Raw genomic sequence first — 19,726 nt, 5'->3', positions numbered from 1 at the left:
CGCCGATCGTGCGTGTGCGGATCGATCGGCTGTCGGGGTTGGCGGCGGTCGATGTTCTGCGGTGTGGTGTCGGCGGCCACCTTGTTCGGTGGTGAATCTGTCCCGGGACGGTCACGGCTCGGGGGCAGCGTCGTTGTGCCCGCTCGAACGTTGAGTGGGAGGGTCAGTCGCAGCGCATCGAGCCTTGACCGACCGGTCGGTCATCGGTACGGTCGGCTCATGGAGATCGCTGGGGACACCCGCACCGTGTCGACGGCTTACGGGGAAGTGGTCGTGCACCTGAGCGGTAGATCGCCGGGCGATGCGTCGGGATTGCTACTGCTGCATGCGAATCCGGGTGATCACCGTGATTTCGACCCGATCGCCGCGACGTTGGGGGAGGCCTGGTCGATCGCGGCTGTCGATTGGCCGGGTTATGGCGGGTCGTCGGCTGCCGATGGGTTGACCGTCGATGCGCTCGCCGATGTCGCGTATGAGGTTGTGGAGTCCTTGTCCGACAGCGGATTTCGATCGTTCACCGTGCTCGGGAACAGTGTCGGGGCCTATGCCGCCGTGCGGTTGGCGCAGCGTGCCGGGGACCGGATCCGGGGGTTGGTGTTGGTGCAGTCGGCCGGGTTCGTGCCGCTGAACCTGTTGACCAGAGCGCTGTTTCGCGTGATGGCGCACCCGGCTGTGGCGCGCTGGGCCGTGGTTCCCTGCGCCAGGATGTACTTGGGTTCCGCGCGTCACGAGGGCGTGCGGCCCATTCTCGAACGGGCGAAAGGGATTCCGCGTGATCCGGTGCGGCTCGCGGTCTATCGCCGACTGTGGCGCAGCCTCGACGACCCTCGGCTCGACCTACCCGCGGACGGTCCGCTGCTGCCCGAGCTGCCGATCCTGGCGGTCTGGGGCCGCCGCGACCCCATGAACCCGTGGCTGCTGAACCGGCGCGGCCTCGCCCGCGCCCTCCCGCACGCCGAGATCGCCCTGCTCGACGCTCGGCATGAACCATTCGCCGAGCGTCCGGCCGAATTCCTCGGCGCGGTCAGCGAATTCCTCGCCGCTCGTGCCGAGGCGAGTTCATGAGGTCCGCCGAGCCCGGCCGCCGCGCACTGCTGGGCGCGGGCCGCCACCTGCTGGCCACCGAGAACCTCGGCAAACTGTCGGTCAACGCGATCACCGCCGAGGCGGGCATGGCCAAGGGCAGCTTCTACCAGCACTGGCCGAGCCGCGAGGCCTACCTGCTCGCGCTGCACGGCGCTTTCCACGACGACCTCGCCGACCAGGTGACGACCGCCATCGCCGGTCTGGAGCCCGGCGAAGCCCGCCTGACCGCGATCATCACCACCTACCTCGACGGCTGTCTGGCCGAACCCGCGACCAAGGGCCTGCTCGTCCAGGCCCGCACCGACGCCGGGCTGCACACCGCGGTGGCCGCCCGCAACGCCGCTGCCGCCGAGTTGTTGCGTGCCGACCTCGAAGCCCTCGGCTGGGCCGATCCCGTGCCGGTCGCCGTGCTGCTGGTCGCCGCGATCGCCGAGACCGCGCTGTTGGAGTTGGATGTTTCGGCTCCTCGTGCCGACCTGCGTGCAGGTTTGCTGCGGTTGGCGCGGAGGTGACAGGAGGGCTGCGCCCGGCTGGGCGATCGGACACCTTGGGGCTGGGCGGGGGAGCTGATGGGGGCGCTCACCGCCCGTCGGTTCCGAGGGAACTGCGCTAGCGGCCACCACCGTCGACCGAACGATCACTGGCGGAATCGATTCGGGCCGAATGTGATTCGGAATGCTGCCGCTATGCCGGAAGGTGCGCCGTCGCCGTCGCCGTCGCCGTCGCTCCGCGCGGTCCGCTTCCGAAAGCGCAGTGGTCCGAGCGCCATCCGGAAACGTCCTACGCTGTTCCACTTCGGCCGCCAGCCCGTGCCGTCGAGAAGTCTCTGATCCGCGACTCGGACTGCCGCGTCGGTACAGTGACTTCGGATGACCGACATCCAGATCACCGCGAGCCTCGTCCGCGCCCTCTTGGCGGACCAGCATCCGGATCTCGCGGGCCTGACCATCCGCGAGGTGGCGGGCGGCTGGGGCAACCAGATGTGGCGCCTCGGCGACGAGCTTGTCGTGCGCAGGCAGCGCATGGACTCCACGCCGAAACATCAGCTCCACGAACGGCGGTGGCTCCCCGTACTGGCTCCGCGCCTGCCGCTGCCTGTACCCACCCCGTGCGAGTCGGCGAACCCTCCGATCGCTTCCCCAAGCACTGGACCGTCATGACCTGGATTCCCGGGGAGCCGCTCGACCACAGCATGATTCACCGAGGCCGCCATGCGGCCGAGACGCTGGCGGAATTCCTCCGAGCGCTCCACGTGGAAGCACCCGCAGACGCGCCGGTCGCCACGGACCGCGGAGCCCACCCCGGGCACTACACGGTCACCTTCGAGAACTACGTCCAGACCTTCGCGCCCGAAGACATCGCCGCCGCCCTCCGATCAATCTGGAACGACGCCGTCGGGCACCCGCGTGGGCCGGCCCACCTCTGTGGCCGCACGGCTACCCCCATCCAGCCAACGTTGTCGTCTCCAACGGAACCCTCTCGGGCATAGTCGATTTCGGCGACATGTTCGCCGGCGACCCAGCTCTGGATCTCGCCGCCTGGGTGCTGCTCCCCGCGGGCACCGCCGCCCACTTCTTCGACAGCTACGCGCGAGCGGACGAAGCGACGATCCGCCGCGCCCGCGGCCTGGCCGCCCTGAAGAGCTTCTTCCTGATCCACATGGGGCACAACGGAGATCGAGGCCTGCCCGGTGGTAAGCCGCACTGGGGGCCGATAGGGCGGGCGGCGCTCGAACGCGTCATCTAAGGTGTTTGACCCTGCAGCTTCGGACCGTCGATCGCTTGTCTAGTGGAAGATCAACGATCTCACTTTCGAATCTCCGCGCGGTCGATGCGTCGACAGAAAGCATTGCCGTCATCATGGCTTCTGTGACCAGGACAATCAGTCAGGCTGAGCTGCGGAACAGTTGCGATCGAGTGATTGACGCGCTCGAAGCGGGGCAGGACTTCATCATCACCCGCGACGGGCATCCGGTGGGGGAGCTCCGCCCGATCCGGCAGGCGCGGGACGTGTCCACCGCGGATCTCAAAGCGCGCCTTGCCCGTTTCGGTGGTACTGCGGATGGGGCGACAGAGCGCACTGCGATCGACTGTGCCTTCGGAGCGGATCGTCTGGATGACTGAAGCCGAACCGGTATCCGTGCCGTGAGCCCAGGCGTCTATTTCGTCGTTGTTGTCCACTTCGGCGTCACAGTGGCGGCGCATCAGCTCCCCGCAGGACCTCGGCGCGCTCCAATTGCGGGAGCAGTCCACCCATCGGCGAAACCTCGCGCATCTCAATGGATTCGCGATCCAGTCCGGTGAGTGCTCGATGAATACCGGGCACGTCACCCCGATTGACCAGCGACGCCCAACGCTCCAGGTGCCGCCGATGAGGCTCTCCGGAAACTCCCTCGCGAAGCCGCCGGAGGTTGCGCTCGATACAATGCCGCCAGGACTCGAAGCTGGATCTGGTCAGGTGGCTCGACAACCGCTGGTGCAGCAACCAGGAACGACGTTCTGAGCGTGTGAGTTCGGGCGTCACCGGTCAGCGCGCGATCTCGGAACGACGACCCAAAAGCGACAGCAACCGGGAAGCTGATCGTCACCCATGCTCGCCTTTCCGGACAGGACCTGGCTGATTGTGCTGGTGAACACCATGTACCCGGGACAGTCGGAGCGTGTGGTGCGCCCTCTTCGTCTGCGGTACTTCCTGTTTCAGAGCCGTTCCGGTGCGGCGATTCCCAGCAGTTCGAGGCCGTGGGCGAGGGTTCGGGCGGTCAACTGAGCGAGGGCGAGGCGGTTGCCGCGGATGGGTTCGGTAGCGGTGAGGACGGGGCAGGTGTCGTAGAAGGCGGAGAAGGCGCGGGCGAGGTCGTAGAGGTAGCCGGCCAAGCGGTGTGGTTCGAGGGTGGCGGATACCTCGGCGATGACCGTTCCGTACCCGTCCAGGGTGAGTGCGAGTTCGCGTTCGCCCGGGTCGAGTGGGATCTGCGTGTCGATCGAAATACCGTGGAGATCTTCGGCTTTGCGCAGGATCGAGCAGATGCGGGCGTGCGCGTATTGCAGGTAGACACCGGTGTTGCCGATGAAGGCGGTCATGCGGGCGGGGTCGAAAGCGTAGTCCTTGATCCGGCTGGTGGACAGGTCGGCGTACTTCACCGCACCGATACCGGCCTGCTCGGCGATGCGGTCGAGTTCGTCCGCGGGCAGGTTGGGGTTCTTCTCGGCGACCACGGTGCGGGCAGCGGAGACGGCGTCGTCGAGCAGGTCCATCAGTCGAACGGTGCCGCCGGCACGGGTTTTGAAGGGCCGGCCTTCGGGCCCGAGAACGGTGCCGTAGGCGACGTGGTCGACGGTGACAGCGTCGGTGAGCCATCCTGCGCGGCGGGCCGCCTCGAAGATCAGCCGAAAGTGCAGGGCTTGGCGGGAATCGGTGACGTACAGCAGCCGGTCGGCGTGCAGGGTGGTGATGCGGTAGCGAATGGTGGCCAGGTCGGTGCTGTCGTAGCCGTAGCCACCGTCGCGCTTGCGGACCATCAACACCGCGGGGGTGTCACCAGTGCCGGTAACTTCCTGCGAGGCAACCACGATCGCGCCATCACTGTCGACGGCGACGCCTTTGTCGAGGAGTTCGGTGACGGTGTCGGCGAGCATCGGGTTGTAGAACGACTCGCCGGCGTAATCGTCCGGGGTGAGCAGCACACCGAGGCGGTCGTAGATCGCGGCGAACGCTTTCTCCGATTCGGCCACGATCTCCTTCCACAGGGCCACCGTCCGCTCGTCCCCGGACTGCAGAGCGACCACGCGGCGCCGGGCACGGTCGGCGAAGTCCAGGTCGGTGTCGAACCGCGCCCGCGCGGCCTTGTACAGCGCGTCCAGAGCCGACACCGCGCTGGTCCCGCTATCACTGAGTTCGTCTTGACGCCATGATGTTTCGGGGTGCTCGTCGATGTATTGGATGAGCATCCCGAACTGAGTTCCCCAATCACCCAAGTGATTCGCGCGAATCACTTCCGCGCCGAGGAAGGCGAGAACGCGGGCGAGGCTGTCACCGATGATCGTGGTCCGCAGATGTCCGACGTGCATCTCCTTGGCCACGTTCGGCCCCGAATAGTCGATCACGACCCGCTGCCCGGCCCCGTCGATGGGGACACCGAGTCGCTCATCGGCGAGTCGCGCCGCGACCTGCGACCAAATCGCGGTATCGGAGACAGTGATGTTGAGGAACCCCGGCCCCGAGACGGTTACGGACTCGATGACCTCGCGGCCGTCATTGTTGAGATGCTGCACCAGCGATTCTGCCAGTTCGACGGGTTTCGCCCCGGCGTTCTTGGCGAGCGGCAGCGCGGCATTCGATTGGTAGTCGGCGCGGTCGGAGCGTCGCACCACCGGGTCTGCTCCTGCCAGGTCGGGTCGGACTCGGCCGATCGCCTCCGACACAGCGGCAGCGACAGACCCGAGCAGCGGCACCACACCGGCAGGTTTCACCTGGGATTCCTTTCTGAACGACGGTAGGCACCGAGTATCTCAGGGACCTGTGATCGCACGACTTTCGGTGTGATCGGGCTGTCGCCGGCCACGTTGGTCACGGGGATCTCGAGGTCGCCGCGCGGCGTCGAATGCCGCAATCCCTGCTGCGACGACCGAACGGAGATGGGCGGTAGGGGTGTAGCCGAGGAAGTCTTTGCCGTAGGCGCCTGTAGCGCTGCGGCACAATGCCTCGACTGCCTCGGAGATCGAGAGTGAATGGCTTCCGAGAATCGAGGCGGCGAGCTGGGCGATGCCGTTCTCGGCCCTATTCCGATCGAGCCGGTAGCGGTGCACGTCGCCACCGAGGAAGACGTGTTCGCTGGTGAACGCGTTGAGCAGGAGCCGCCGGCCGAATCCGGTCGAATTCAGCCACCAGGGTTCGGCAATCACCGGTCCGGCGACAAGGCGCCCGTCGATTCGGTCGAAACACCGCAACTCCACTGCGGCATCGACGTCCTTGTAGGTCGCGAAGAGTTTCGTCCGATAGGCGACCTCGGTGTCGAGGTCGAGTCCGAAGATGTGGTGGAGCCAGACCACCCGGTGGGTCAATGCCCGCATCCGTGTGCTCTCCAACCGCCGCCGTCCGATGAGGACGAGATCGAGATCCGAGGTCGGCCCGGCGAGTCCGCTGGCATGCGAGCCGTAGGCGAGTCCGTAACCGTCCGAGGCGAATTCCACCCTGATGGCCGCCGCCGCGGCGAACAACTCGTCTGTCATGGCAGCACCCGAGGTAGGGACGCGTGGGGATGGTCGGCCCGGTGGAAGTCGATCAGGTGCACGCCGCTGGGAAGGGTGACGCCGCCGTCGAGGAGGCGGTGCCGGTCGATGAAGTCATCGACGATCCGGGCGAGCTCCGGATCGTTCGTCAACTGTGGGTGGTGTTTGAAGTGGACTCCGAAAAACCAATCACGAGCTGCCGCCGGATTCGGTGCCCAGGCGACTCCGCCGAGCCGTGTGTGGTTCAGCCTGCCTCGACCACGCTCTTCGAGCTGTCGGAGGGCATCGGTCAGGATGTTGCGGGTATAGGATCGGCCGCCTTCCGGGAAGGGCGCGACTCGTTCCCAGCCTCGAGTGACGAGTCGTTGTTCCGGGCTTTCGGCGTCGAACAGCAGCACCGTCAAATGCCCGTTCGGGGCGAGAAGGTCGATCATCCGATATACGAAGGCCCTCGCCCGATTCCGGGCGGAACCCGGTTGCGGGTTCGGCACGACACCGGACGCGGACAGGGTTTCGAAGATCTCTCCGAGCGGATAGCTCAACGACCAGAATGCTGCCACCACATCGAAACTTGCCTGTCGGCCCTCGGAGAGGAGCTCGGTGACTGCATCTCGGGTATCGGCGCACAGTGTCCGCGCGTGCGGAAAGCCTTGGGACACTGCCGTTATCATTGTTGGGCTGTAGTCGGCCAGGACGAGCTCATGAGCGTAGGGGGCGAGCACTCGCGTGATGCGGCCGGTGCCACAGCCGAACTCGGCGATCCGCAGTGCACCATCGGGTATGCCGAACAGATCGGTCATCCACCGCCGTACGAGTTCGGTGTCCTCGATCCCGCCGAAGAAGTGGCGAAGCAGCAGGCGGTCGTAGACGCCCTCAGTCCGGTAGACGGATCGGAACCGATCGGTGGTCGTCATGGGGCACCGTCCAGGTCGGTGGCGAGGTGGTCGAGATAGGCCACGACTTCGCGCATGTGCTCGCTTGTGAGACCGGGGTTGTTGGCCATGAACCGCAACGGCCGCAGGATCGCGCCATGGCGCAGTCGGCCGAGATTGTCGGGCAGAGTGAATTGATGCAGGTGCCACCGGCCTTCATCGAGCATCCGTTGATGGATGCCGAGGTTGAACACGTTGACGGCGGCAATCTCGGCATCGGACAACGGAACGGACTGGTCGACTCCGGCGGGGAGGTACAAGAACACGACGGCCGCCAGATCGGGGTCGTTCACACGGACGAGACGGGGATGCGCATCGACGAGCGCGGCGAACCGACGAGCCGTATCGATTCGGTCATCGGCGAGGGCAGCCAAGCCCGTCCGGCCACGGCCGAGCATCATCATCCACAGCTTCAACGAACTCCAGTCCTTGGTCCCGAGAAACGGAGTGACCTGGCCGAACGCGAATTCCTCTTGCATGATCAGGTCCGAATATGTCGATACCGCCCGCAGCGCTGCTGGATCGCGGACCAACAGCGCGCTCAGCCCGTACGGGACGGCCATGATCTTGTGCGGATCCACGGTGACGCTGTCGAATTCCGCGATACCGTCCAGAAGCGCCCCCGACTGTGGGCTGAACGCGGCGAGCAGGCCCCAGCAGGCATCGGCGTGCAACCAGGTACCGGGGTCGATCGAACGCACCACGTCGTGTACCGCGCGGAGGTGGTCCACGGTTTGCGTACGGCTGTCGCCCGCATAGGCGACCACCGACATCACCCGGCCCAGATGCCCACCAAGCGAGCGCTCGAGCGCGGCGAGGTCGTAGCGGAACCCGTTTGTCGGAACCTCGATAACCTGGCTGCCGCAACCGATCCATGTCAACGCGGCCTTGGCACTGTAGTGCCCGATCCCTTCCGGGACGATGACCGAGAACCTTTCCGGATCGGTGATTCCGGATCCCATCGTGCCGGGAACCGCTGACTCGCGTGCCAGCATCATCGCGATCGTGTTGCTCATCGTCCCGCCGGGATTGATCACACCACCCACATCCCACACCGAGTTCACCTCGGACACCGGAGGATTCGAGAACCCGAGGAGTTCTCGAAGCCAGCGAAGCACCGTGATCTCGATAAAGGTGGCGCTGGGCGAGTCGAACGACTGGTTGATCATGTTCTGCTGGGTCAGCAGTGACAAGACACCGCCCATGAGGGCCGCCGGATCATCGCCGGTGTCGCCGAAACCAAGAAACCGCGGCGATGCCTCGTTCTTGCGCAGCGGCAGAACATGATCGCGGAACTGCCGGTAGATCTCGTCATACGTCAAAGATGCTTCCGGGAGCTCGGTCAGCAGTACGTCGCGAATCTCGTTCGGCGGCATACGGCTGCCGTAGATCTCCTCGCGATTCTTGAATTCCAGACCGAGGTCCAGCGCTCGATGCAGCAACTCGACAGTGTCCGGCCCGGTGGCGTCACTCGCCGAAACCGCCCTGACCGCCTTGGCATGGGAGTGGTCCGACCGGGTGTGCCCGCCGTTGTCGGCGGGAGCATCCGTATCTGCCGGCGAACTTCGAAGAAGCGGGGTCGATTCGAGCATGCGCGACGCCTTTCGAACACGTGGACGATGCATCCAGTAAGCCAAGGCGCAGAGGGTTTTTCGACCACACCGAGGGGATATCACCTGCCAGACTGATAATCTCGCAGTGAGATGAATCCGGGTGGGTGTTCGGGATGAGGGGCAGCCGTGCAGGGATCCGCGTTCATGCCGATCGTCGTCCCAGCTGAGATCTGGGCACGTGAAGAAGTCCAGCGTCTTCTCGTCGACCGTGATGTCGCTGGCATCCTTCGGCTGGTGCAGCAGCACACCGGGGCCAGCCAGCAACGACTGGCCACAGCCCTGGCCATCTCCCAAGGCCGGATCAACGAACTGATCAACCGGCGCCGACAGGTCACCAGCCTCAGTTCGTACCAGCGACTGGCCGACGGCCTGGGTATGCCGGATTCGGCCCGCATCGCGTTGGGACTGGCACCCCGGAACGCACACCACGTGATATCGGCCGGCCCTACCGAGATCACTCGCACCTACCCGTCCCAAGCCGACGCCGCCGAGGACATCCGCGCCGCGGTTGGCACTGCGGCCACCATCGATGTCATGGCGGTGCGGGGGCTCGGCATCCTGGGATTGAAGGGCTCGCTCTTGCGCGAGGTCATCCCGGTCGACGCCCGGCTACGTGCCCTTCTGCTCAACCCCGACTCGGCTGCCGCCGCATACCGTGCGCAGGAGATCGGTGAATCGGCCGAGTCGTTCGCTGCCGGCATCCGCCTGTCCCTCTCACGACTGCGTGAGCTGGTCGATTCCGGACGCCGGGTAGAGGTCTACCTCTACGATCACGTACCCGTATGGCGGATCATCAGCCTCGACGGACAGCACGGAACCATGTACGTCTCCGCGTTCACCGACCACCGCGAAGCCCACGCGTGCCCCACCCAACGAATCGAACCCAACCCCCTCGGAATCCTGCACCACGCCTTCCGCCGAACCATGGAACAGACCATCACCACCGCGCACCGCGCCGTCTGACCAGCCACAGAAAGGCAGCACCCGTGATCGAGGCCGAATACAAAGCCAGACTGACCACCCCCGACCGAGTCCGCGCTGCCCTGCACGAACGAGCCACCCCCGCGACCGTGTCCTACCAGGACACCTACTACGACACCCCAGCCCGGGATCTCGACCGCACCGGCCGCGAATTACGGCTCCGCACAATCGAAGACACCTCCGGCAACCGCCGCCAGGTACTCACCTTCAAAGACCCCGCCGTCGACGAAGCGACCGGATCCAAACCCGAACTCGAAACCCTCGTCACCGACCGCGACGCCATCCACGAAATCATCATCCGGCTCGGCTACCAGCCCGCCTTGTCCTTCACCAAACACTGCGAAAACTTCGAGCTCACCGCCTCCGGCAGACGCATGCTCGCCACCATCGCCGAGGTGCCGGAGATCGACGGCACCTTCCTGGAACTGGAAACCCAAGCCGAAGAAACCGACCTGCCCCAAGCCTTCGCGGAACTGCGCGCAATACTCACAGAACTCGGCGTCACTCCCGAAGAGCTGACCACCGCGCTGTACACCGACGCGGTCCGACAAGCACGTCAACGATCGGATGTTCGTTGAACTAGCGAGTCCAGCGCCGCCCATGGGACGGCTGCAGGGGCAGGTCAACCTGTCACCGAATCCTGCAGCAGCCCCCTGTCGGCGGTGCGCACCGTCCGTATTAGGACACTCGCTGTCCTATACATGCGACACACTCGAATCATGAGCGAAAACGACTCGACAGTGGGACAGCCGGATCAGGCCGATATCACCGAGTACAACGATCCGAACGCGCCGTGGAACCAGGCGTGGGAGGGGGACAGCATCGTCGGCTGGAACGATGATGTGATCAAGGAGTTCCGGGAGAACTCGGGCAAGGTGGGTGGTGCGTATGCCGGCGGGGATCTGATCCTGCTCACCACTACCGGAGCCAAGAGCGGTAAGCGGCACACGACTCCGCTGGGTCCCCTGTACCGGGGCGACATCATGTATGTCAGCTCGTTCATCGAGGACAAGTACCCGGCCTGGTGGTACAACATCAAGGCGAATCCGCAGGTGACTGTCGAACTCCGGGACAAGACCTACGGGGCGACCGGCAAGGTGCTCGAAGGCGCGGACTACGACGAGTTCGCGGCGTGGGTGTTGGCGAACAACCCCCTGCTGGCGGACTTCCAGTCCAAGGTCGACCGTCCCCTTCCGCTGGTCGTGCTGACCCTCGACGGCGAGGGCTGAGAGCTCCGAGGACTTCCGCCGAGGTGCGTCGAATGGTGTTGAACGCGTTGACCTTCACCGGGTGTGGTGGAGGGCCGCGCCGTGAGTGACCCTGTGCTGAGAGGCAACCGCGCCCCGGTGCCACCGATCGTGTCGGTGACATCCGGGGCGCGGAAGGCGAATCAGTCCAGGTCCGGGTGGCCGACCCATTCGACGATCGTCCAGCCCTTCTGGGGGCTGCCCTCGAGGACGACGCGGCCGCCATTGCGGATCGGATCGGTGCCGAGTTTGTTCGGGTCCGCGTTGTCGGCGTTCATCATCGACCAGAACATGATGGTGCCGCCGTGCGAGAAGATCACCGGGTTGGCGCAGCCGCGGCGCTGCACAGTGAGCAGTGCCTCATCGACGCGGCCGTCGAACTCGTTGCCGTCGATGGAGCCTGGAATCCGTGCGTTCCGGTCGCCGGAGAGCCATTTGATCGGCGCCTGTAGGTACCCGGACAGCGCCTCGGATTCCGGGGTGCCCTCGTACTCGCCTGCCTCGATCTCCCGGAAACCGGGCTGAATGTCGAGGCTCAGGTCCTGCTTGGCGACGGTCGGCGCCGCAGTCTGCTCGGTACGCACCATGTTTGACGCGAAGGCGCAGTCGTAATTCCTGTCGGCCAGCTGGACGGCCAGATTGTCCGCCTGGGTCCGGCCGCGTGCGGTCAGGTCGGGGCCGGGCACCTTGGTGTCGATCAGGCCGGAGGCGTTACCGGCGGACTCGGCATGGCGCACCAGGGTGATGACCATGTCGCCGCTGCTGCCGGAACTGCTGCCGGAGCTTCCGAGGTCGATATCGGCGGACGCGACGCCGGTGGTAGCGGTTGTGGCCGCGACCGCGGCCGCCATCGCCGCGATGGACAATCGAAGAGATCGGATTCGCATGGGTGGGGATGCCTTTCATCGTGGCGAACGCCACTGCAGGTATGCCGGAGGACCGGAACTTGTGTGTCGCGTCTCACAGAAGCAGCAATGTGCCCGAATCAAATACGGGGTATCCCATTGATCGGGATCTTTCGCGCACCGCGCGCAGGCGAAGCCGCCCGTGGCGAACGCAATCCGCATTCCAGCCGCCCGCAAACCTACCGGTACCTCGCCCCGAGGGGCCCTCCCGCGCTCGCAGAGCTCGCCGTGGCAGGACTTCATCATCACTCGCCACGGGCGCCCGGTGGGGGAGCTTCGCCCGGTCCGGCAGGTGCGGGACGTGTCCACCGCGGACCTCGAGGAGCGCTTCGCTCGATTCGGCGGTGCGGCCAACGCGACGGCAGCACGTGCCGAGATCGATGCTGTCTTCGGCGCGGATCGTCTCGATGACTGAAAGCCGGCCTGACCCTCATCCTGTCGGTTTCGCCTGACGCCTGGGTGTTGATCGACTTGCCGACAATCGAAATCGACGACCTTCTGGAGCGGTCCCGAATCAGTGCGGTGACCCTCGCTGAACTCGGGCTCGGGACGGCGCTGGCCGTTCTCGCTTTGCGCACCGAGCGCCTGTTCGAGGTCGAGCACGCGTTCGATGCGTTGCCGTTCTTCCCCGGCCGCCGCGCGACGGTTCACGTCGATGGCGAAACTCGTGGTCGCGGCGGGCCGAAATCCCAAGCCGCGCAAGTTCGCTCTCATGATCGCCGCCATCGCCGCTGTCGACGACATCCCGCTCTACACGAGCAACGTCGCCGATTTTCGTCGGCCTGGATCAAGACATCGGACAGGTAGATCATCCGGGAAGGTGCGTCCTTCCCGTCATCCACAGGTCTTGATCATTGCTCTTATGAGGTGCGGGGTGTTCATGTCGTGGATCAGTACGTCGAACGTTGGCGCGTTGTCCCAGCCGGGCCGCAGGGTACCGATGCGCGACCACCCCCAGCGGCGGTATGCGGTGTACGCGCGTCGTTGTTCGGTTCGACGAGCAGTGTGGCGCGCTGTTCCTTGCGCGGCCGCAGCAACTCGTCGTGAAGGGCCGAGCCAGACCCTGGCCGGTGTGATCGGCGCAAACCATGATCTCGGAGAGTGCGAACGTTCGGGTACCGTCCTCGCGGGTGAAGGCTGGGTCGGGAGCTACGACACCGCCGCCGACCGCGCCCGGCCTGGCGCCCACGCTGGCTCCGGGCGGGGGTGTGGAGGGGCAATCCGGGAACCCGCCGGGCCGTCTGCCGCAGGGCAGCGGCACCGACATCATTCCCGGCCCCACCACCGTGCTACCGCCGCGCCCGCCGGCATCGGGGTCGGGCGAGGGCGCGCCGCAGCCGATCCCGCGACCGGGTGAACCATCGGACGCGCCTGCTGTACCGGCGCTGGAACCCCCGGCCCGGCCCTCGTTCCCGCTGCCGACCACCCAGGTCCGGCCGAAACCGCCCGGCAAACCCTCGCCGACACCGAGACCGCCGAGGCCGCGTCCCGACGGTGACGAGAACCCGGGCGAGGACAGCAGTTCCGAGCCGCGGACCTCGCCGGAAGAGCGCGACAAGGTCGTCGAGGAAAAGCTGGACTACCTCGACATCCCGTGCAGCGAAAAGGATTCCGGCATCCCGAACAGCTTCTACACCGACGCGGTTAAAGCCGCCGCGGTCAAGGCGTGGGAAGCGGGACAGTCCGGCAACACCCTGGGCATGTCGGTGGCCGACGCCGTCGGACGCGCGAACTGGCACGCCGAATCCGCCTGCCACAACAACCGATCCCGCGACAAGACCACCTGCACCACGGCCGAGAAATCCAGCCGCTACCAAGGACCGGTCGCGGTGTGCCCGGCCAGCGACGGCTTCGCTTCCGACGAGGAACGCCGCCAGTACAACGACTACATCAGCAAAGCCAACCTGGCCGCGATCTGGGGCCGCGGAGCCGACCCGAGTGGAGCCGTCGTAGGTTACCTGGAGAAGGTCCCCGGCAACCCCGGGCTGAACGCTGACGCCCGGCGCGCCGCAGACGCCGAGCGCGCGGCTCATCCGGAGCGGTACGAAGGATTGGTGGTCGGGCACGCGCCGGACAAGACTTGGGGTTCGCTGGCGCAGTCGCCGAACGGCTTCGTGCCGATGACCCGCCATCTCAACAGCTCGATCGCCGGGCAGAACAACGCCTACCCGGTCGGATATCGTGCGAGCGCGTTCGAGCCGGGGCAGCGCTTGGCCGATGGGCAATGCGTGCTGGACTACCCGCCGGCAATCTGACCGACAACGCGAGGAGCCACGTCGTGCGAGACTGGGAGACGCTGATCACCGCGATCAGCCGCGAGATCGACCGGGCGGACAGATCGGCGCCCATCGATGGGCAACCTCGTCCGGGCGCCACCGAACATGCCATCACCGCCGCCGAACATCGGCTGGGTTTCGCTTTCGACCCGGTCTACCGCGAGTTCCTCGGCCATGTTGATGGATGGCCGCATTTCAACGCCGATGAATCGACCCTCTACAGCCTCGACGAACTCGGGAGCGACGCCTGGCGCGAGGACTGCCGTGATCTCGTGGACTGGGGAGCGCCCTACACGGAATTCGTGGCCGACCCGCTGGGGATGCCGCCGCTGGAGCGGATGCTGCTCGCCAGCGGCCGCTACCGGCTCACGCTGTCGTTGCTGCTGGTGCCCCCCGAGGACTCCGGCGCGAACGGTCGCGTCGTTCAGGTCGGCTCCGAACTCACCTCCACGACGACTTCTACACCTATCTCTCGGCTGAACTCGAATCCTGGACCTTCTACAACGACAGGTACAGCACATGAACCGACCCCTCGCCCTCGGAGCACTCGCCGTGACCGCGGTCGTCTCGTTCGCCGGCGGATTCACCATTCGAACCCTCACCCACGACGACCGGATCTCCGACAGCGCGCGCGCCGCGACGCGCGCCCTCACCGACGTCGACGCTGATACCCGCGAACACTTCCGCACGGTGATCGGCGACTATCTCGCCGCCCAAGCCGACCGCGACGTCAACCGGATCCTCGACCTGACCGCTCCCGGAGGGCCCGACCACGCACGCTGGCAGAACACCACCCCCGAGAACGTCGACTACACCTTCAGCTTCAACGCCAGCCACGGTGGCGCGCTGGAGATCACCGCCATCACCTCCGCCCACTGGCAAGCACCCGGTCTGCGCGCCGAAGTCGTCGCCGAAACCGACTCCGAGAAGCAAGGATCCAGCGCCACCCGATGGATCCTGCGTAACACCCCGACCGGCTGGAAGGTGTGGTGAGACCACAATGCCCGACCCGACCACCACCACCACACCACCGACGGCATCCACACGCCACCGCCGCACAGTCCTTGCCGCGGCCCTCGCCGCCGGAATCGCTGTCCTCGGCGCGACCCTCGGCGTGCTCACCGCCAACGCCACACGAAGCGAACCCGCCAATCCAGACCTCGACCCGGTCCGCGCGGTCTACGCACTGCTCGATGCCTACAACCGAGCCGACCCCACCGCCATCCGTCAGCTCACCTGCGGCGCCCTCGCCGAAGACACCCTCAACCGCAGCGACGACCAGATCCGCGCCGACGCCCAACAAGCCCTCGACGAATTCGGCATCAGCTGGATCACCGACAAACCAACCCTGACCTACAACCCCGCCGGCGACGCCGTCGAAATCTTCGCGTTCGTGATCCATGAGAAGACCGAAACCGTCGTCTACCACCCCGGACTCCCCGGCATGTACGGCACATTCTCCCTCGAACGCAACGACGACCAGTGGAAAGTCTGCGGCTACGAACTCCACTGACCCCGCCGCAGCCCGACGCGTCACGGCAACCGCCACAACGATCACGGCCCCGAATCACGCCGGCTACGGGGGCTGACCATTGATCCGCCACATGCCGGGGCGGATGGTGATGCTGAAGACTGTTCCCAGCCCGTGGCGCGCGTGCGGTTACCGTGCTGGCATCGGTGAGGTTCCCCCGCTTTCTCGGAGGGCTCTGATTGTGGTCCGGTAGGGGCCGGAAGGAGTTATTCGTGGCAGCACCGAAGTAGTACCGCGATGAGTTGAAGGCGCGGGGCGTGCGGTTGTATCGGGAGTCCGATCCCAAGCCGACGATCCGCAAGCTCGCCGCCCAGCTCGGGGTGCATCACGAGGCGTTGCGGAACTGGATCCGCCAAGCCGAGGCCGATGCCGGCGAACGCGCCGACAGGCCGACCACCGACATGGCCGCCGATGACCACCGCGTCTATGCGTATTCGCTTGTCACAGTAGCTCTTTCGTCGATCCGGTAATTCGGGCGAGAGGAGCGATCACAGCAGCAAGGGCGGCGATCGCGCCGAGGACTAGGTAGGCGTTCGCGTAGCTACCGGTGGCCGCCGACAGCACGGTGCCCGCCCACGGAGCTAGTGCCGACACGATGACCACCGGCGCGGACAACAACCCGTTGAGGCGCCCGTAGTGGGTCGCACCCCACCGGTCGGTGATTGCGGTCGCCTGAATCAGGGTGAAGACCCCGCGCACCAACCCAGCGCCGATCGCCACCGCGATCGACACGACGACCGTCGACACCACCCCGAGCAACGCGGTCGAGGCGGCCAGCGCGACCAACACAAGTACGGTGCGGGCGGTGACGCCGAGGTAGCGGGCCAGCGGCAGATACCCGATCCGGCCCAAGACCTGCCCGGCGCCGCCGAGCCCGAGCGCGGTAGCGGCCAGGCTCGGACTGAAGCCTTGTTCTTGAAGTAGGGCGACGAGGTTGAAGATGCCGGCGAAGCTGGCGAACGCCGCCAGGCACATGGTCACGACCAGCGCGGCGAAACGCGGGCTGCGCGCGATCTCGCTGTGGTCGGCATGCGCGGCCTCGGTCGGCGGCGGTGGATTCGGCCATCCGGCACGCAGCCCGAACCAGTGCACTGGCACCGTCAGCACTGCGAGGACGGCCGCGAGGGTGAGATAAGCGGCACGCCAATCGGTTTGCGTGTCCAGGGCGGCGGTGACCGGCGCGAACACCGTGGACGCCAGACCGCCGGCCAGGGTCAGGATCATCAGCGCGGTCACACTCTGTGGCCCCCACCAGCGAGTCAATGCCGCGAACGCCGGCGGATACAGGACCGCCCCCATCGCCACTCCCGCTGCCAGCCAACCGAGATAGAACACAGCCAGGTTCGGTGCGGCGGCGACCGTAATCAGCGCGACCACTCCGAGAACGGATCCGGCGGTCATCGCCCGCCGCGGGCCGGTCCGGTCGATGAGCGCGCCGACCGGGATCCCGGTGAGCGCTGTCGCGAGCTGGCCGATCGAGAACGCTGCGGTGATCACCGGCGCCGACCACCCGGTATCGACGGTGATCGAGGTCGACAACACCGGAAACGCGTAATACAGAATCCCCCAACTCGATATCTGCGTCAGGCACAGCACTGCCAGCACTCGGCGGCGCCCGGCCCGCGGCAACCCGTCTACCGCTACCACGGGCGCGGTCGTCGTATCGGTCACGTCGTGGCACTCGGGCCGTTTACCGAGCGACGGCGGGCGCGCAGCACGCCACCGTCGGCCCCGCCTCGGCCTCCTCACCGGAGGTGTCGCCACGACCGTCGGCGCCGCAGCACGCCTGCATCGCCTCCGCATCGTCTTTCCCGGCGAACTGGGGTTCGGTGCCGAAGTGCTCGGTATCGGCCAGCACGGTGTAGACCTCCCACCGCTCAGAATTCGGGCCGGTGACCCACACCTTGTCCTGGGTCGCGAAGCAACACGTCGTCGCGATCTGCTCCTCGGTGAACAACCCCGCTTCCGACAGGCGCGCGATCTCGGCATGCACCTTCTCCGAGGACTCCACCTCCACCCCGAGATGGTTCACGCTGCCGCCCTGGCCCGGGTTCTCGATCAACACCAGCTTCAGCGGCGGCTCGGTGACTGCGAAGTTCGCGTAGCCGGGCTTGCGCTTCGCCGGCTGGACGCCGAACAGGGTCGAGTAGAACGCGACCGCCTGCTCCAGATCGTCGACGTTGAGTGCGAGCTGAACACGTGACATCATGACCACCACCTATGTGACGTATATCGAAGTACTGACAGCGGCTAGTTTGCCACCTTTTCGACATATGTCAACATCGAGAGTAGGATGGACCTCATGCCCAAAGCGCTGCCCGTCATCGACATGACCACACCCCTGTGCTGCCCACCCGTAGCCGCCGGCCCGGTCGACGACGAGGCCGCACTACACGTCGCACTCCGCCTGAAAGCGCTGGCAGATCCCGTGCGGGTCAAGCTGATGTCGCTACTGCTGGCCAGCCCCGAAACCGGCCGCAACGGCGGGGAACTCGCCGACGCAGTCGGACTTTCCGAATCCACGGTCAGCCACCACCTCGGCCAACTCCGCAAAGCCGGGCTGGTGAACTCCGAACGCCAAGGCATGAACGTCATCCACCGCGTCCACCGCGACGCCCTCGCCGCACTCTGCGGCGTCCTAGACCCCAACTGCTGCCGGTGACGCCGGAACCGTGCCTGTATCTACCGGGCCAGGAGCGCTCAACATAACGTCGGCGGCAATATCCCCAAAGTCGGCACCGACGGCGTCACCGAGGCCGCGCAAACGGGTCGGCCGTAGAGAATGACTGCGGCATCGCGCAGTCGCGACACCCTCAAACGAACCTGGACCGGGCACGGGAGAAACACACTGAACGGCACTCGTGACGCCCATTTAAACGCACGGTGATGTCCAAAAACCCCAGAAAAGACGGGAGTAAGGAGTGGGGCACATCTGTCCTACTCCTTGAAGTGGAGCTAAGGGGACTCGAACCCCTGACCCCCACACTGCCAGACGTGGGCGGCGGTCCTGACCAGGCATTACGCAGCTCGGATTCAGGTGTCGTCGGCGGCGTGGGGTAGCTGACTGTCGTCGGTGTTGTCGTCAAACGTGTCGTCGGCGGTGGGGACTACTCCTCCCGCCGATTTCGTGTGTCTGGACCACGGTTGGCCCTGGTTGGTGGTGGTCTGCACATTCGGGGGCTGGCGTGGTTTGCCTGCCCCGTAGGGCCTGCCCTTCGCGCGCGGAGGCTCGCGGGTCAAGAGTCAGCGCAGCTGATCCCGTAGGGACGCCGTATGGCGCTCTTGAGGCGTGAGTGGCGCGGGAACATAATGCAGGCCACCATCGGCCAGGGCCACGCGACCGGAGGGCGCGCGGTGGTTCGTTCGGGTTGGTAGGAGGGCAGAAGGGAAGGGGGGCTACGGCTCCCTGCCCTGGCGGCCCGACGGACCCCGGTGCTCAACGCGCTGATCCCCTTGCGGTGAACAACCACCCTGGTGGAGGGGCGTGAGGGTGGGGTGTGTCCGGGGAGCGGGGATCATGCTCCGGTGACGGAGGAATCCGGAGAATGTTCGAGCGAGCCGCCAGGCCCTCACTGCCGGCAGTCACTCCACCGTGGGATTGGTCGTGTTCGTGGCTGTGGAGGGAGGCGACCACGGCCGGGTGAGTGGGCTGTGGCCGGCGCTTCGGGTGCTCGACTGCGGGAGGCCGAGTCCGGTAGGGCACACGTCGTGCCCAGCACTGCCGGGACGTAGAAAATAGCGGCCAGAGAGGAATGGTCGGCGTGCTGCCACGTCGCCGAACTGGCGCCGCGACGCGCCGACGCGGCGGTGTCCCGCCAGCGAAGCCAGGGACTGTCGCTTCCGCCTGAAGACTGACCCTCAGATTCCGGGTGAATGCTGACCCACCCCGTGAACGATCATGAGGTGCTGAACGTGGAGGACTGGGCG

General features: G+C 66.1%; 19 protein-coding genes and 2 pseudogenes. 13 read left to right on the top strand and 8 right to left on the bottom strand.

The window, feature by feature from the left end:
• Positions 1-51: 51 nt before the first annotated feature.
• The 3 genes and pseudogenes from DFR74_RS30850 to DFR74_RS38160 all read left to right on the top strand — a co-directional run bounded on the left by DFR74_RS30850 (position 52) and on the right by DFR74_RS38160 (position 2,832).
• Positions 52-1,065, top strand: a complete 1,014-nt coding sequence (locus DFR74_RS30850; RefSeq protein ID WP_084537827.1) for an alpha/beta fold hydrolase — start codon at positions 52-54, stop codon at positions 1,063-1,065.
• Positions 1,062-1,598 (top strand): TetR/AcrR family transcriptional regulator, encoded by a 537-nt coding sequence (locus tag DFR74_RS30845; protein ID WP_067510839.1) that lies wholly within the window; start codon positions 1,062-1,064, stop codon positions 1,596-1,598. Before DFR74_RS30850 ends, DFR74_RS30845 begins: the two co-directional genes overlap by 4 nt.
• A 357-nt stretch (positions 1,599-1,955) precedes the next feature.
• Positions 1,956-2,832: pseudogene (locus DFR74_RS38160) on the top strand (aminoglycoside phosphotransferase family protein).
• A 59-nt stretch (positions 2,833-2,891) separates the two neighbouring features.
• Here DFR74_RS38160 and DFR74_RS36345 read toward each other — a convergent pair.
• The 5 genes from DFR74_RS36345 to DFR74_RS30810 all read right to left on the bottom strand — a co-directional run bounded on the left by DFR74_RS36345 (position 2,892) and on the right by DFR74_RS30810 (position 8,838).
• Positions 2,892-3,266 (bottom strand): hypothetical protein, encoded by a 375-nt coding sequence (locus tag DFR74_RS36345; RefSeq protein WP_170160832.1) that lies wholly within the window; start codon positions 3,264-3,266, stop codon positions 2,892-2,894.
• 516 nt (positions 3,267-3,782) lie between these two features.
• Positions 3,783-5,507 carry an arginine--tRNA ligase gene (gene argS, locus DFR74_RS30825; protein ID WP_067510905.1) on the bottom strand — a complete coding sequence of 575 codons (1,725 nt, stop codon included), beginning with the start codon at positions 5,505-5,507 and terminating at the stop codon, positions 3,783-3,785.
• A gap of 87 nt (positions 5,508-5,594) precedes the next feature.
• Complete coding sequence (locus DFR74_RS30820) at positions 5,595-6,302, bottom strand: nucleotidyltransferase family protein (protein ID WP_147266000.1); 708 nt, start codon at positions 6,300-6,302, stop codon at positions 5,595-5,597.
• An 8-nt stretch (positions 6,303-6,310) separates the two neighbouring features.
• The gene (locus tag DFR74_RS30815; RefSeq protein WP_067510836.1) at positions 6,311-7,228 is read right to left on the bottom strand and encodes a class I SAM-dependent methyltransferase; all 918 of its coding nucleotides are present in this window, start codon (positions 7,226-7,228) and stop codon (positions 6,311-6,313) included.
• On the bottom strand, positions 7,225-8,838 hold the full coding sequence (locus tag DFR74_RS30810; protein ID WP_198161772.1) for a pyridoxal phosphate-dependent decarboxylase family protein: 1,614 nt from the start codon (positions 8,836-8,838) through the stop codon (positions 7,225-7,227). Before DFR74_RS30810 ends, DFR74_RS30815 begins: the two co-directional genes overlap by 4 nt.
• Positions 8,839-9,003: 165 nt before the next feature.
• Between DFR74_RS30810 and DFR74_RS30805 the strand changes: the two genes are divergently transcribed.
• From DFR74_RS30805 to DFR74_RS30795, 3 genes are all read left to right on the top strand, one after another.
• A complete protein-coding gene (locus tag DFR74_RS30805) occupies positions 9,004-9,822 on the top strand; it encodes a helix-turn-helix domain-containing protein (protein ID WP_067510903.1) in 819 nt (272 codons plus the stop codon).
• Between the two features lie 23 nt (positions 9,823-9,845).
• Positions 9,846-10,418, top strand: coding sequence for a class IV adenylate cyclase (gene cyaB, locus DFR74_RS30800; protein WP_067510835.1), 573 nt, complete (start codon positions 9,846-9,848; stop codon positions 10,416-10,418).
• A 141-nt stretch (positions 10,419-10,559) separates the two neighbouring features.
• Complete coding sequence (locus DFR74_RS30795; protein ID WP_067510834.1) at positions 10,560-11,069, top strand: nitroreductase/quinone reductase family protein; 510 nt, start codon at positions 10,560-10,562, stop codon at positions 11,067-11,069.
• Positions 11,070-11,230: 161 nt separating this feature from the next.
• On the opposite strand, the gene DFR74_RS30790 is transcribed toward DFR74_RS30795, so the two are convergent.
• Positions 11,231-11,938 (bottom strand): histidine phosphatase family protein, encoded by a 708-nt coding sequence (locus tag DFR74_RS30790; protein ID WP_407675248.1) that lies wholly within the window; start codon positions 11,936-11,938, stop codon positions 11,231-11,233.
• Between the two features lie 513 nt (positions 11,939-12,451).
• Here DFR74_RS30790 and DFR74_RS35680 point away from each other — a divergent pair.
• From DFR74_RS35680 to DFR74_RS30765, 6 genes and pseudogenes are all read left to right on the top strand, one after another.
• The gene (locus DFR74_RS35680) at positions 12,452-12,799 is read left to right on the top strand and encodes a PIN domain-containing protein (protein ID WP_147265999.1); all 348 of its coding nucleotides are present in this window, start codon (positions 12,452-12,454) and stop codon (positions 12,797-12,799) included.
• Between the two features lie 323 nt (positions 12,800-13,122).
• On the top strand, positions 13,123-14,247 hold the full coding sequence (locus tag DFR74_RS30780; protein WP_157115847.1) for a hypothetical protein: 1,125 nt from the start codon (positions 13,123-13,125) through the stop codon (positions 14,245-14,247).
• Positions 14,217-14,609 (top strand): annotated as a pseudogene (locus tag DFR74_RS38155) (SMI1/KNR4 family protein); the annotation flags it as partial. The gene DFR74_RS30780 and the pseudogene DFR74_RS38155, both read left to right, overlap by 31 nt.
• A 178-nt stretch (positions 14,610-14,787) precedes the next feature.
• Complete coding sequence (locus DFR74_RS30775; RefSeq protein WP_067510831.1) at positions 14,788-15,261, top strand: hypothetical protein; 474 nt, start codon at positions 14,788-14,790, stop codon at positions 15,259-15,261.
• Between the two features lie 7 nt (positions 15,262-15,268).
• Positions 15,269-15,781, top strand: a complete 513-nt coding sequence (locus tag DFR74_RS30770; protein WP_067510830.1) for an Rv0361 family membrane protein — start codon at positions 15,269-15,271, stop codon at positions 15,779-15,781.
• A gap of 260 nt (positions 15,782-16,041) precedes the next feature.
• Positions 16,042-16,269: a transposase gene (locus DFR74_RS30765; protein ID WP_084537825.1), complete on the top strand. Its 228-nt coding sequence runs from the start codon at positions 16,042-16,044 to the stop codon at positions 16,267-16,269.
• Here DFR74_RS30765 and DFR74_RS30760 read toward each other — a convergent pair.
• Complete coding sequence (locus tag DFR74_RS30760; protein WP_324196560.1) at positions 16,241-17,470, bottom strand: MFS transporter; 1,230 nt, start codon at positions 17,468-17,470, stop codon at positions 16,241-16,243. The genes DFR74_RS30765 and DFR74_RS30760 overlap by 29 nt on opposite strands.
• Before the next feature lie 19 nt (positions 17,471-17,489).
• Positions 17,490-18,005 (bottom strand): ArsI/CadI family heavy metal resistance metalloenzyme, encoded by a 516-nt coding sequence (locus DFR74_RS30755; RefSeq protein WP_067510902.1) that lies wholly within the window; start codon positions 18,003-18,005, stop codon positions 17,490-17,492.
• Positions 18,006-18,101: 96 nt separating this feature from the next.
• On the opposite strand from DFR74_RS30755, the gene DFR74_RS30750 reads away from it, so the two are divergent.
• Positions 18,102-18,461, top strand: coding sequence for an Rv2640c family ArsR-like transcriptional regulator (locus tag DFR74_RS30750; RefSeq protein ID WP_067510901.1), 360 nt, complete (start codon positions 18,102-18,104; stop codon positions 18,459-18,461).
• Positions 18,462-19,726 lie beyond the last annotated feature (1,265 nt).

Source organism: Nocardia puris (genome assembly GCF_003315035.1).
Taxonomy (GTDB): domain Bacteria; phylum Actinomycetota; class Actinomycetes; order Mycobacteriales; family Mycobacteriaceae; genus Nocardia; species Nocardia puris.
Note: the sequence above shows the minus strand (reverse complement) of the source record. Positions and strands in the feature narration are given on the sequence as shown.